This is a genomic window from Microlunatus elymi (assembly GCF_007362775.1).
Classification (GTDB): Bacteria; Actinomycetota; Actinomycetes; order Propionibacteriales; family Propionibacteriaceae; genus Microlunatus; species Microlunatus elymi.
The window spans coordinates 4479496-4492739 of record NZ_CP041692.1 but is presented as its reverse complement, the minus strand read 5'-3'; the positions used below and the strand labels follow the sequence as shown (position 1 = coordinate 4492739).

Genomic DNA, 13244 nt, shown 5'->3' with positions numbered 1-13244 from the left:
TCGGAGCCGCTGAGCTGTGGACCACGGCGATGCGATCGGGGGGAACGCAATGGAATCCAAGACCAAGAAGAAATTGGCTACCGCTGCGGCCGGCGTCGTCGTGGTCGGAGCAGCCGTCAGCCTGACTGCCGGGACCTTCTCATACTTCACCGACAGCAACACGACGTCGCAGCAGCGAGTCAAGACCGGCCACCTCAAGATCGGCACCAGCCTGGATCACCGGATCAACATCACCAAGGTCATTCCCGGCTGGAGCGATTCGAACAGCTTCACGGTGACCAACGAGGGCAACGTCGACGGCTACCTGACCTTGAAGGTCATCGACAAGGGCAGCGACACCGCCATGTTGAACGCCGTCCAGCTCTGCGGTGTCAACGGCAACGGCTGCATGTCACTCGGTGCGGTCGAGAACGCGGGCACCATCCGCCCGGGCATCAAACTCGCCCCGGGAGAGCCGACAACGTTCGTCTTCCAGATGAAGCTGCCGGACAACGGTCAGGACCAGAACTACCTCGAGAATCTCCAGGCCAAGGCGGTCCTCGAGGCGACGCTGACCAGCGCCCCGGTGTAAGGAGCGAACGCGACGGTGCCGTTCGCGGCCGCAGCCACCGGCCAAGTCAGGGTCCGCCTGCCCACGTGAGAGTCCTCGGGGGAGACTCCACGTGGGCAGGCTCGTGTCGTGACCAGCTCCTGTCGGATGGGCCGGGTCCCTTTTGTCTTAGGCAGTTTCCGTCGAACAGGCAACGACTGTCAGTCAGCTGCGATAACCTGCGGAAGGGGCGAATCCGTCGGATCGGGCAAACCGATTCGAGGATGACGAAACCGTGATTTCGGGGGAGACACGGATGACTTTTCACGGCGTACACCGACCGCAGCAGCGGTTGCGCCGACCGTTGACGCGGTTGGGTCGTACGCCGATCTCCGCGCCGATACGGATGGCCGCCGAGGCTGTCGTGGTGTTCGGTGCCACCGTCGTCGGCGCGCTGCTATTACACCTCGTCATGACGGCGGACGCCCATCCGCTGCAGGGCCAGGCAGTTCCGGTGCTGGGCGCCACGACCGCGGGCTCGATCGCGGTGGTCGCCGTCCTGTCCGCACTCAACTCCCACCTGCGACCGGACCTCGGGTTGCGGCTGATCAGCTACGCCTTCGGCTTCTACGCCCTGGTCGGGATGCCGATCAGTGTCGTCAACGCCGTGCCCGGACGCAGCCCACTGGTACGCGGTGCCGCGGCCGCCTCCGTCGTCGTCTTCGGCGCGCTGCTCCTGCTCGGACTGGCCGAGCGACTGCCGCGGTGGTGGTCCTGGCCACGCGCGATCACCGCCGCCCTGGTGCTGAACGCGCTGGCGATGACGACCGCGGTGGTGCTGCCCGAACGGATCCTCGACACCACCGATCTGTACGTCGGCGGCACCGTCCTGCTCGCCGGTTGGGGCCTGCTGGCCTGCGCCTTCATCATGCGTGGCCTGCGCCGTCGGTCGCCGGCGTGGTGGCGCATCGGCTTCGGGCTGGCCCTCCTCTGCGCGGCCCGGGCGCTGCTGCTGTTCACCGGGAGCAATCTCGAATTCGCGGTGATGCGGTTCATCGGCGTGCTGGTCCTGCTGGCGGCAGCCTGCCTGCAGACCCACGCGGTGATGATCGAACGCCGCGCGGTCGCCGCCGAGGAGGCCGAACGCACCGCCGCGGCCGAGCGGGCCGCGCTCGAACGCCGGCACGAGATCCGCAACGCCTTGATCGCCCTGTCCTCGGTGACCACGTTGATGACGCCGCGTCCCGACGTGGAGGCGGTGACCGGAGGTCGTTCGATCAGCGCGATGATCAACGACGAATTGGCCCGGCTGCACGGACTGCTGGAAAAGACGTCGCCGAGCGACGACGACAACTCGGCCGCGGTGGACGCCGTACTCACTCGATTGGTCACCCTGCGCCGGCTCTCCGGCTCCGAGATCACCCTGCGCTGCCCGCCCGGCCTGCGGGTCGCCGTGTCCACCGCCACCCTCGCCCAGGTGGTCACCAACCTGCTGGCCAACTGTGCCCGGCATGCTCCCGGCGCCGAGGTCTACGTCGGGGTCGAACGCAAGGCTGCCGGGTGCGTGATCGAGATCAGCGACGCCGGGCCCGGGCTGGACCCGGCGGCACCGACGATCGGGGACGGCCTGGGGCTGGCGCTCTCGTCGCGACTGGTGGAAGCAGCCGGCGGCAGGCTCGAGTTGCGCACCGGGACCCGCTTCCCGACCGGGACCACGGCGCTGCTGCATCTCCCCACGGCCGCGGAATCGACCCGACATCTCACCGTGGCACCGGCGGTGAGCGAGCGGATGGCGTCGTGACGCTCGGGACGGTGCTGGTCGTCGACGACCACGATCTGGTGGCCGCGAGCCTGACGTACGCGCTGTCCGGGCACGGCTTCGACGCCCACCGGCTGCCGGTCAGCGATCTGGAGACCGTCAAGGCGGCGGCCGAGGACCTCATCCCCGCCTGGCCGGGCCCGGCCGGTCCTGGATGGTCAGCTCCGATGGGCGTGGTGCTGCTCGACCTGGATCTGGGCACCGGTCCGGACGGCCGGGCTCTCGACGGGGTGGACCTGGTGGCGCCGCTGCGCGCTCAGGGCTGGCTGGTGCTCGTGCTGACCGGGACCTCCGAGCTCGACCGAGTCGCCGCGGCCGTCGTCGCCGGTGCCGCGGACTGGGTCGTGAAGGGAGCCGACCTGACCGAGTTGGTCGCGGCGACCGTCGCGCTGGCTCAAGGCGGCGGCATGTCGGAGGCCGAACGCCGTACGATGCTCGAGCGTCACCAGGCTGCCCAACAGGCGGCGGCAGCGGTCGATCGACGGCTGGCCCGGCTGACGGCCAAGGAGCGTGAGGTGCTGGATCAGCTGGCCGCCGGCACCTCGGCTGCCCAGATCGCGCAGCAGAGCTACACCTCGATCCGGACCGTACGAGCCCACATCCGCAGCATTCTGACCAAACTCGACGTCAACTCCCAGGGCGCGGCCACGGCCATCGCTCACACGGCTCGGCAGAACCCGACGGCGATCTCCGCCGCGGTGTGGCGGGAGAGCCGGGTGCGCCCCACACCCGGCGTCCGCTTGGTGCCGGTCGATCGACCCGGCTAGTGTTTCGGCGTCAGGGGAGCAACGCCAGCGTCCGCATCCGGGCGGCGTCTGGCCGCGGAGCTGCTGCTGCGTGAGCTTGTCGTCGATCACAGGAGTCTGCGTGAGCACATCGACCACCGCCAGCGAACCCGGTGCAACCCCCGAAGCCGTACCGGTCGCCGCGGTGATCGTGCTGGCTGCCGGGGGTGGCACCCGGATGAAATCGAAACGGTCCAAGCTGCTGCACGAGATCGCCGGCCGTCCGCTGATCGCGCACGCGATCAACGCCGCCGAAGCTCTGCACGCCCAGCAGCTCGCCGTGGTCGTCGGGGTGATGGCCGATCAGGTCGAACCGGCCCTGCAGCAGCTGGCGCCGAACGTACGCGTCGTCCACCAGACCGATGATGCCTACGGCACCGGTCACGCCGTACGGTGTGCGGTCGCCGAGCTCGGCGAGCTGCAGGGCGAGGTGGTGGTCACCTACGGCGACGTGCCGCTGCTGACCGGCGAGACGCTGCAGCGGTTCACCGCGCAGCATCGCGCCGAGGGCAATCAGATCACCGTGCTGACCGCCCGGGTGCCCGATCCAACCGGGTACGGCCGGATCGTCCGAGCCGCAGACGGAGGTGTCGAGCGGATCGTCGAACACAAGGACGCCGGCGAGGCCGAACGGGCCATCGACGAGATCAACTCCGGCGTCTTCGTCTTCGACGCGCAGGTGCTCACCGACGGTCTATCCCGGCTGAGCACCGACAACGCGCAGGGCGAGTACTACCTGACCGACCTGCCCGACATCGCCCGCGGGCTCGGGCACCGGGTCGGCGCCTACGTCACCGACGACCTGTGGGAGGTCGAGGGCGTCAACACCCGGGTTCAGCTGGCCGCGCTCGGCCGCGAACTCAATCGGCGGATCTGCGAACGGTGGATGCTCGCCGGGGTGACCATCGTCGACCCGCAGACCACCTGGATCCAGGCCGATGTCGATCTTGCTCCCGACGTCACCCTGCTGCCGGGCACCAGCCTGGAGGGGACCACGGTGGTCGGCTCCGGTTCGGTGATCGGTCCGGACACCACGCTGCGCGACGTCGAGGTCGGTGAGGACGCGACCGTCTGCCGTACCCACGGCTCGCTGGCGGTGGTCGGGGACGGCGTCACAGTCGGCCCGTTCGCCTACCTGCGGCCGGGCACCGTACTGGACAGCCGAGCGCACGTCGGTACCTTCGTGGAGCTGAAGAACGCCCACGTCGGACCCGGCGCCAAGGTGCCGCACCTCAGCTACGTCGGCGATGCCGAGATCGGCGAGGGTGCGAACATCGGTGCCGGCACGATCTTCGCCAATTACGACGGGGTGAACAAGCACAAGTCGACCGTCGGCCGGTTCAGTTTCGTCGGCAGCGACACCGTGCTGGTGGCTCCGGTCGACATCGCCGACGGCGCCTACGTCGCGGCCGGCTCGGCGATCACTGAGAACGTCGGCTCGGGCGAGTTGGGAATTGCCCGCGGACGGCAGCACAATTCGTCCGGATGGGTCGGCCGCAATCGGGCCGGCACCAACACCGACAAGGCCTCATCACCACAAGCAACATCGGCACAGGGAGACCAGCGATGACCGGAGTGCTCAAGCCGAACAACAAGCATCTCATGTTGTTCACCGGGCGGGCCTATCCCGAACTCGCCCACGAGATCGCAGACCTGATGAAGGTCGAGCTGGTCCCGACCCGAGCCCTGGCCTACGCCAATTCCGAGATCTACGTCCGCTTCGAGGAGTCCGTCCGCGGCTCCGACGCCTTCGTCATCCAGTCCCACTCCGCGCCGGTGAACGAGTGGGTGATGGAGCAGTTGATCATGGTCGACGCGCTGAAACGCGCATCGGCCAAGCGGATCACCGTGGTCGCGCCGTTCTATCCGTACGCCCGGCAGGACAAGAAGCACGCCGGCCGGGAGCCGATCTCCGCGCGGCTGATCGCCGATCTCTACAAGACCGCCGGCGCCGACCGGCTGATGTCGGTGGATCTGCACGCGGCGCAGATCCAGGGCTTCTTCGACGGCCCGGTTGATCATTTGTGGGCTCTGCCGGTGCTGGCCAAACACGTCAAGGCGCAGTACGACACCAGCGAGATGACGATCGTCTCGCCCGACGCCGGCCGGGTCCGGCTGGCCGACATGTGGAGTGATCAACTCGGCTGCCCGTTGGCGATCATCCACAAACGACGCGACCCGAACGTGGCCAACACCGTGGCCGTGCACGAGGTGGTCGGCGACGTCCAGGGCCGGGTCTGCCTGCTGGTCGACGACATGATCGACACCGCCGGCACGATCTGCCAGGCCGCCGAGGCGCTGGTCGCCCGCGGCGCCAAGTCGGTGATCGCCGCGGCCACCCACCCCGTCCTCTCCGGGCCCGCGACCGAACGGCTGAACGACTCGCTGTTCGAGGAAGTGATCGTGACCAACACGCTGGCGATCCCGCCGGAGCGGCAGTTCGGCAAACTCACCGTGCTGTCGATCGCGCCGCTGATCGCCCGCGCGATCCAGGAGGTCTTCGAGGACGGCTCGGTCACCTCGCTCTTCAACGGCGCCAGCTGATCGGGCGAGTTGGCGTCCGACTAGGCGATTCGGTACGCTGACGCAGTTGCCTCGGCGAGGGCCGGTTCGGCCGTGATCGACTGGGCGTGGTTCCTCCGCGTCGTCGATTGCCGACGCCCGGTTGTTTCGGGCTCGCGGACCTCTCTCTTTCCGGGCACGTAACCGTTGATCACACGCTTTTGAGTTCGAGGAGTTCGTTCGTGGCCGAGGTCAAGCTCACCGCCGAATTGCGCACCGAGTTCGGTAAGGGTGCTGCCCGCCGGATCCGTCGCGCCGCCAAGATCCCCGCCGTCCTGTACGGGCACGGCACCGATCCCGTACACATCGCCCTGCCCGGTCACGAGACCCTGCTGGCTCTGCGCCAGGAGAACGCGCTGCTGTCGATCGAGGTCGACGGCAAGTCCCAGTTGGCGCTGCCCAAGCAGGTCCAGCGTGACCCGCTGAAGGGATTCATCGAGCACGTCGACCTGGTCATCGTCCGTCGCGGCGAGAAGGTCACCGTCGACATCCCGCTGCACGCCGAGGGCGAGACCGCTCCGAACGCGGTGGCGATGTGGGACCGCAACGACGTCTCGGTCGAGGCCGAGGCCACCCACATCCCCGAGGGCATCACCGTGTCCCTGGAAGGCCTGGAAGCCGGCGCCCAGATCCACGCCGCCGACCTGCAGTTGCCGGCCGGTGTCACCCTGGCGATCGATCCCCAGACGCTGATCGTCAGCGTCAGCGACACCCGCGCCGCGGTCGAGGAAGAGGCCGCCGAGGCCGCCGCCGAGTCCGGTGAGGAAGCTGCTGCGGAGCCCGCCGAGTCGGAGACGGCCGAGTCCTGATCGTCGAGCAAGATCATCGTTCGGACGCCCGGAAGTCGTAGCGGATGTGGCTGATCGTCGGGCTCGGTAACCCGGGCCCCGGCTATGTGGACAACCGTCACAACATCGGCTTCCGGGTGATCGACGAGCTTGCGCACCGGACCGGGGCTCGGTTTGCCGCCCCGGCCCGGATGCGGGCCGAGATCGCTGAGGGGCGACTCGGTCCGATCGGCCCGGACAGCACCCGTATCGTGCTGCTGAAACCTCGTACGTTCATGAACGAGTCCGGCGCCGCGGTGGCCAAGGCCACCAACTATTTCAAGATCAAACCCGATCGGCTGATCGTCGTCCACGACGAACTTGATCTTGATCTCGGCCAACTCCGGGTCAAACACGGCGGCGGCGACAACGGACACAACGGCCTGAAGTCCATCCGCAAGTCGCTGTCCACCGGCGATTACTTCCGAGTCCGCGTCGGCGTCGGCCGGCCCCCCGGCCGGCAGGATCCGGCGGACTTCCTGCTGAGCAACTTCCCGCCCCGGGAAGCCGACGAGGTGCAGATCGAGATCGGCCGTGCCGCCGATGCCGTCGAGTCGCTGATCGGCTCCGGCCTGGAACGCACCCAGAGTTCCTATAACTCTTGATGACGCATCTTTTGATGACGTCCGCCTGGGTGCCGCTGCCGCGGTCTGGGTGCTGTGGGTCGCGTTTCGGGAACAATCCCCGAACCCCTTACCCCGCTTCAGTCCACGATCTTGTTGCTGCGCTGTCTTCGCTTCGCTGCGACAACGGTCTCGCGCTGGGGCGCTCGACGGGCGTGCAACGTGGCAGCCGGATCGCTGCGACGTCCGCTCCGCTGCCGCCGAACCTTACCCCGATTACGTCCGCGATCGTGTTGCCGCGTTGTCTCCGCTTCGCTTCGACAACGGTCTCGCGCTGGGGCGCTCGACGGGTGTGCAACGTGGCGGTTTGATGTCGTCCGCGGGGGTTCCGCTGCCGTGGGCCCCAACTGTGGCCGGTTTGTGTCGGGTCTGTGACCGGGGCGCCGTCGTGTTGATCCCTTGCAGGCTTAGTGTCCTGGACACGACCCCAGTTGGGGTACAAGCGCAAGGTGTGAGCTCCACGCGGGCGTTCCTGGGGCTGCATCACTCGAGGTAATCGATCACTCGAGAGGTGATCGGGGGAGACGGGGAAACCCGGAATCAAGGGAGATTCACATGATCAAGAAGGTCGTCGGGGTGGCAACCGCCACACTGACAGCAGCAGCCGGCGTGGTGGCACTCGGTGCGACATCCGCGCAGGCACAAGAGTCCGAGGGCAAGATCATCGCCAAGACCGGGCTGACCGTCCGGTACGCACCCAGCACGCACGCCAAGGCCGTCGACTCGGTCAAACGCGGCGAGGTCTTCCCGCTGGAGTGCAAGGTGACCGGGACGTCGGTCGACGGCAACAACCGGTGGTATCTGTTGCCGGGCGACAGCCACGGCGGTCACGAATGGATCGCCGCCCGGTACGTGCAGAACATCGGCCCGGCGCCGGGTTGGTGCGGCACCGCCGAACGCTTCGTCGGCAAGGCCGCCACTGCGGTCAGCGTGCGCAGGGGGCCGACCACTGCCGACGGTAGGGTTCGTACTCTCGGCAAGGGGGCGGGCGTGGACCTGATCTGCAAACTGCCGTCGCAGAACGTCAACGGCAACTCGCTGTGGTACTGGACCAAGGACCACAACTGGGTGTCGGCCCGCTACATCGACAACGTCGGCCGCGCCCCGAACTATTGCAACTGAATCCTCACGACGGCCCACCCCGGCCGAGTAGCTGATCCCAGTCGACGGTGATCGGTACCGGCCGGGGGAGCACGACCGTGTCGTCAACCGTCACCGGAAGTTCGCGGTAGGTCCCGTCGGCCAACTCCAGGCACAGCACGTCCCGATCGTCCGGATCGACGATCCAGTAGTACGGGATCCCTGCGTGCGCGTAGTCATACCGCTTGGCGATGTAGTCGGTGCGCCGCGAGCCCGCCGAGACGATCTCGATCACGAGCAGAACCTCGCTGGCGTCGAAGCGGGCGTCGTCAGCCGGTGCTGTCTCGCGTGGCAGGACAAGATCGGGTACGCGAACTGTAGACGGCCGCTCGCCGGCGATCACAACCTCGGGCTCCGGCAGCAGAAGCAACGACTCGGCGCCGAACAACTGCATCAATCGTCCGGCCACGGCGGCGTGCAGGATCTTTGGGCGTGGGCTCACGATCACGACGCCGTCGACCAATTCCAGTCGCCTGCCCTCGATCGGATCGAGCGCGTTCCATTCGTCCAGCGCCAACAGGCCGTCGGACGTCAGATCCATTGCTGTCACGGCGTTCCACCTCCTTGCCCAGAACGTTACGGTCAGTTTCACACGACCCCGCGAAGTTATCCACAGCTGTTGCGGCCGACGAATTCTGTTCGCGTGTCCGAGTAGGGTGATCCGGTGACCCTCTCGGGACTCGTTGACCAGCTTGCACAAGAACCCACAATCTCCGAGGCCCTCGGTGACGCGCGCTCGCACACCGTCAAGGCCCTCGACCTGACCATGCCGGCGCCGCTGCGTCCGCTGTTCGCCGCCGCGATGACCGCGTCGGCCGACCGCGGTGGAGCCGACGCCCCCGTCCTCCTGGTGACCTCGACCTATCGCGAGGCAGAGGACGTCACCGATGCGCTGCAATCGTTGCTCGACCCGAACCAGGTCGCCTACTACCCGGCCTGGGAGACCCTGCCGCACGAACGACTGAGCCCGCGTTCCGACACCGTCGGCCGCCGGCTCGCGGTGCTGCGCCGCCTGGTGCATCCCGAGGACAACGGCACCCCGCTGAAGATCATCGTGGCGCCGATCCGCAGCGTCCTGCAGCCGCAGGTCAAGGGGCTGGCCGACCTCAAACCCGTGCATCTGCGCAACGGCGAGGACTTCGAGCTCGGCGCGTTGGCGCAGGCCCTGGTTGACGCCGCCTACGTCCGCGTCGATCTGGTCGAGCGTCGGGGCGAGTTCGCCGTCCGCGGCGGCATCGTCGACCTGTTCCCGCCGACCGAGGAACATCCGGTCCGGATCGACTTCTTCGGCGACACGGTGGAGGAGATCCGCTACTTCGCCGTTGCCGATCAGCGATCCAGCGACATCGTGATCGACGACATCACCGCCTCACCGTGCCGCGAGTTGTTGCTCACCGACCAGGTCAAGCAGCGGGCAGCGGCCCTGATGGCCGAACATCCCGAGCTCTCCGAGATGCTGGAACGGATCGCCGCCGGGCACGCGGTGGAGGGCATGGAGTCACTCTCGCCGGCCCTGGTCGACGGGATGGAGTTGCTGGTCGACCTGTTGCCCGACGGCACCCACGTGCTGGTGTCGGACCCCGAACTGGTCCGGACCCGGTCGGCCGATCTGGTCAAGACCAGTGAGGAGTTCCTCGGCGCCTCCTGGGCCGCGGCCGCCGGCGGCGGTCAGGCTCCGATCGATCTCGGGTCGTCGGCCTATCGTCCGCTGGCCGACGTCCGCGAGCACGCCCTGGATCGCGGTCTGGCCTGGTGGTCGCTGTCGACGTTCAGCGCCGCACCGGACGCGGCGGCGATGCCGATCCGTACCGAAGAGGGTGAGGTGATCGACTTCTCCGCCGCGGTCAGCACCCGGGGTGTCGAATCCCGTACGGTCTCCGCCCAGGTGCCCGAGACGCATCGCGGCGACGCGGAGAAGTCGATCACCGAGATCGGTGATCATGTTCACGACGGCTGGCAGGTGGTGCTGGTCGCCGAGGGCAAGGGCACCGCGCAGCGGATGGTCCAGATGCTCGGTGAGCAAGAGATTCCGGCAAAGTTGATCGAGGATCTCGACACCGCGCCACAGCCGCGGCTGGTCACCGTCAGTGTCGGCGAACTGCGCACCGGCGTGCTGGTGGACAAGATCAAACTCGCCGTCTACACCACCGGCGACCTGTCCGGTCAGCATCAGATCGACCGTGCCGAACGCAAGATGCCGGCCCGCCGGAAGAAGCAGATCGACCCGCTCGAACTGCAGCCCGGCGACCCGATCGTGCACGAGCAGCACGGCGTCGGCCGCTATCAGGAGATGGTGCAGCGTACGGTCGGCGGCGCCACCCGGGAATACCTCGTGGTCGAGTACGCGCCGAGCAAGCGCGGCCAGCCTGCCGACCGGTTGTACGTTCCGATGGACCAGCTGGATCTGGTCACTCGCTACGTCGGCGGTGAGAGCCCGACGTTGGATCGGATGGGCGGCTCGGACTGGGCCAAACGGAAGGGTCGCGCCCGCAAGGCCGTACGTGAGATCGCGGCGGAGTTGATCAAGCTGTACGCGGCCCGGCAGGCCAGCCGCGGTCACGCCTTCTCCCGCGACACCACCTGGCAGCGTGAGCTCGAGGATGCCTTCAACTACGTCGAGACACCCGATCAACTGGTGTGCATCGACGAGGTCAAGCAGGACATGGAGCAGATCGTGCCGATGGACCGGCTGATCTGCGGCGACGTCGGCTACGGCAAGACGGAGATCGCCGTCCGGGCCGCGTTCAAGGCGGTCCAGGACGGCAAGCAGGTGGCGGTGCTGGTGCCGACCACGCTGCTGGTTCAGCAGCACTACAACACCTTCGCCGATCGCTATGCCGGGTTCCCGGTCAAGGTCGGCGCGCTCAGTCGGTTCTCCTCCGACCTGGACGCAAAGGCAACCGTGGCAGGGATCGCCGAGGGCAGCGTCGATGTCGTGGTCGGCACCCACCGACTGCTCGGCGGCAGCGTGAAGTTCAAGGACCTGGGCCTGGTGATCATCGACGAGGAACAGCGATTCGGCGTCGAACACAAGGAACAGTTGAAGAAGCTGCGGATGGACGTCGACGTGCTGGCGATGTCGGCGACGCCGATCCCGCGCACCCTGGAGATGGCCGTCACCGGCATCCGGGAGATGTCGACGATCACCACCCCGCCGGAGGAACGGCATCCGGTGCTCACCTTCGCCGGACCGTATGACGAGGCCCAGGTGACCGCTGCGATCCGGCGCGAGCTGTTGCGCGAGGGGCAGGTCTTCTACGTGCACAACCGAGTCCAGTCGATCGAGAAGGTGGCCCGCCGGATCCGCGAGCTGGTGCCCGAGGCCAGGGTGGTCACCGCGCACGGTCAGATGGGTGAACACCGGCTCGAACAGGTCATGGTCGACTTCTGGGAACGGCGTGCCGACGTGCTGGTGGCGACCACGATTGTCGAAGCAGGCTTGGACATTTCCACCGCCAACACCCTGATCGTCGAGCGCGCCGACACCCTCGGGCTGTCCCAGTTGCATCAGCTCCGCGGCCGCGTCGGTCGTGGTCGTGAACGGGGGTACGCGTACTTCTTGTACCCCCCGGAGAAGCCGCTGACCGAGACCGCCCATGATCGACTCGCCACCATCGCTGCCCATACCGATCTCGGCGCCGGGATGGCAGTGGCGATGAAGGACCTGGAGATCCGCGGTGCCGGCAATCTGCTCGGCGGGCAGCAGTCCGGCCACATCGCCGATGTGGGATTCGATCTCTACGTCCGGCTGGTCGGCGAGGCCGTCGCCGACTATCGCGGCGAGGGCGGCGAGCCCGAGCCCGAGGTCAGGATCGAACTGCCGATCGAGGCGCACCTGCCGACCGACTACGTGGAGTCGGAACGGCTGCGGCTGGAGATGTACAAGACCATCGCCGAGGTCCGATCGACCGCCGACATCGACGCCGTCCGGGCCGAGCTGACCGACCGCTACGGCACGCCGGGACCGGAAGTGGAGAACCTGCTTGCGGTGGCGGGCTTTCGGCTGCTGGCCCGGCAAGCCGGCCTGAGCGAGGTGGTGGTGCAGGGCAATTTCATCAGGTTCGCCCCGGTCGACCTGCCGGAGTCGGCGCAGCTGCGGTTGAAGCGTCTGCACCCCGGCAGTGTGATCAAGCAGACGGCCGGCCTGATGCTGGTGCCCAAGCCGCGATCGCGTCAGATCGGTGGGCCCCAGATCAAGGATCTGGAGCTGTTGCAGTGGTGCACCGAGGTGATCAACAACGTGCTGATCGCTACCGCCGCACCACCAGCGCGTGACCAGAGCTGAGCGCCTTCGGGGCGGTGATGCCGCCGATCAGGCCGATGCCGACGAGCCCAGCAACGACCACAACCAGGATGCCGAGGCGTGGTGCCCAGTGGGCCAGGACGCCTCGCCGACGCTGCGGCGGATCACTCAGCCAGGCAGCGATCCCGGGCGCGATCAGTACGGTCACCAGCACCACCGGCCAGGCGTCCAGATTGGTGATCACCGTCGCGGTGATCGCGGACGAGGTGATCCAGAACAACCAACCCAGCTTGAGATGCAGCGACAGCACCAGCTGGACGAGTAATGCCAGCACCACGCCGCCGACCAGCCCGTACACCCAGCGGACGTCGCAATCTCCTGCGCCGGCGCCGCAGCTCGTCGAGGTGACTACGCCGGCCGCCAGTCCCGGCAGCCCGATCAGCGCCGACAGCAGCGTGATCGCGTACGCCCTCAGCAGCCGGGACAGCCCGGTGGCCGGGGAGGATCCGGTGACGACAGCTGAGATGGCGGAGCCGGCCGTCTGCCCGCCGCGGGCTGGACGGCCAGCCCGTCCTGGGCGCGGGGATCGGCGGGACGCTAGCACCCAACAAGTGTTGGCAGCCGGGTTCAGGAATTCCTCAGTCCGTAGGTGGAATCGCGATCATCCTGTGGCAGTACCGGCCGACTCCGCGCAGCCGCGGCGATGGCATAGGATC

General features: G+C 67.6%; 11 protein-coding genes. 9 read left to right on the top strand and 2 right to left on the bottom strand.

Features of this window, described 5'->3' with window-relative positions; translation table 11 throughout:
• Positions 1 to 49: 49 nt before the first annotated feature.
• The 8 genes from FOE78_RS20435 to FOE78_RS20400 all read left to right on the top strand — a co-directional run bounded on the left by FOE78_RS20435 (position 50) and on the right by FOE78_RS20400 (position 8267).
• On the top strand, positions 50 to 571 hold the full coding sequence (locus FOE78_RS20435) for a TasA family protein (RefSeq protein WP_143987907.1): 522 nt from the start codon (positions 50 to 52) through the stop codon (positions 569 to 571).
• Positions 572 to 845: 274 nt separating this feature from the next.
• Complete coding sequence (locus FOE78_RS20430) at positions 846 to 2330, top strand: sensor histidine kinase (protein ID WP_143987906.1); 1485 nt, start codon at positions 846 to 848, stop codon at positions 2328 to 2330.
• On the top strand, positions 2327 to 3115 hold the full coding sequence (locus tag FOE78_RS20425) for a LuxR C-terminal-related transcriptional regulator (protein WP_168207610.1): 789 nt from the start codon (positions 2327 to 2329) through the stop codon (positions 3113 to 3115). Before FOE78_RS20430 ends, FOE78_RS20425 begins: the two co-directional genes overlap by 4 nt.
• Before the next feature lie 100 nt (positions 3116 to 3215).
• Positions 3216 to 4703, top strand: a complete 1488-nt coding sequence (glmU, locus tag FOE78_RS20420; RefSeq protein WP_228265921.1) for a bifunctional UDP-N-acetylglucosamine diphosphorylase/glucosamine-1-phosphate N-acetyltransferase GlmU — start codon at positions 3216 to 3218, stop codon at positions 4701 to 4703.
• Between the two features lie 32 nt (positions 4704 to 4735).
• Entirely contained in the window at positions 4736 to 5677 is a 942-nt protein-coding gene (locus FOE78_RS20415; RefSeq protein WP_266095043.1) for a ribose-phosphate diphosphokinase, read from the top strand.
• A 200-nt stretch (positions 5678 to 5877) separates the two neighbouring features.
• On the top strand, positions 5878 to 6504 hold the full coding sequence (locus FOE78_RS20410; RefSeq protein WP_143987903.1) for a 50S ribosomal protein L25/general stress protein Ctc: 627 nt from the start codon (positions 5878 to 5880) through the stop codon (positions 6502 to 6504).
• Positions 6505 to 6548: 44 nt separating this feature from the next.
• Positions 6549 to 7127, top strand: a complete 579-nt coding sequence (gene pth, locus FOE78_RS20405; RefSeq protein ID WP_143987902.1) for an aminoacyl-tRNA hydrolase — start codon at positions 6549 to 6551, stop codon at positions 7125 to 7127.
• A 573-nt stretch (positions 7128 to 7700) separates the two neighbouring features.
• Entirely contained in the window at positions 7701 to 8267 is a 567-nt protein-coding gene (locus tag FOE78_RS20400) for an SH3 domain-containing protein (protein ID WP_143987901.1), read from the top strand.
• Positions 8268 to 8271: 4 nt separating this feature from the next.
• On the opposite strand, the gene FOE78_RS20395 is transcribed toward FOE78_RS20400, so the two are convergent.
• Positions 8272 to 8826 (bottom strand): Uma2 family endonuclease, encoded by a 555-nt coding sequence (locus tag FOE78_RS20395; protein ID WP_228266249.1) that lies wholly within the window; start codon positions 8824 to 8826, stop codon positions 8272 to 8274.
• A 123-nt stretch (positions 8827 to 8949) separates the two neighbouring features.
• Here FOE78_RS20395 and mfd point away from each other — a divergent pair, with 123 nt between their 5' ends.
• Positions 8950 to 12570, top strand: a complete 3621-nt coding sequence (gene mfd, locus FOE78_RS20390; RefSeq protein ID WP_228265920.1) for a transcription-repair coupling factor — start codon at positions 8950 to 8952, stop codon at positions 12568 to 12570.
• Here mfd and FOE78_RS20385 read toward each other — a convergent pair.
• Positions 12536 to 13132, bottom strand: coding sequence for a hypothetical protein (locus tag FOE78_RS20385; RefSeq protein WP_143987899.1), 597 nt, complete (start codon positions 13130 to 13132; stop codon positions 12536 to 12538). The two genes, mfd and FOE78_RS20385, sit on opposite strands and share 35 nt — an antisense overlap.
• Positions 13133 to 13244: the final 112 nt, after the last annotated feature.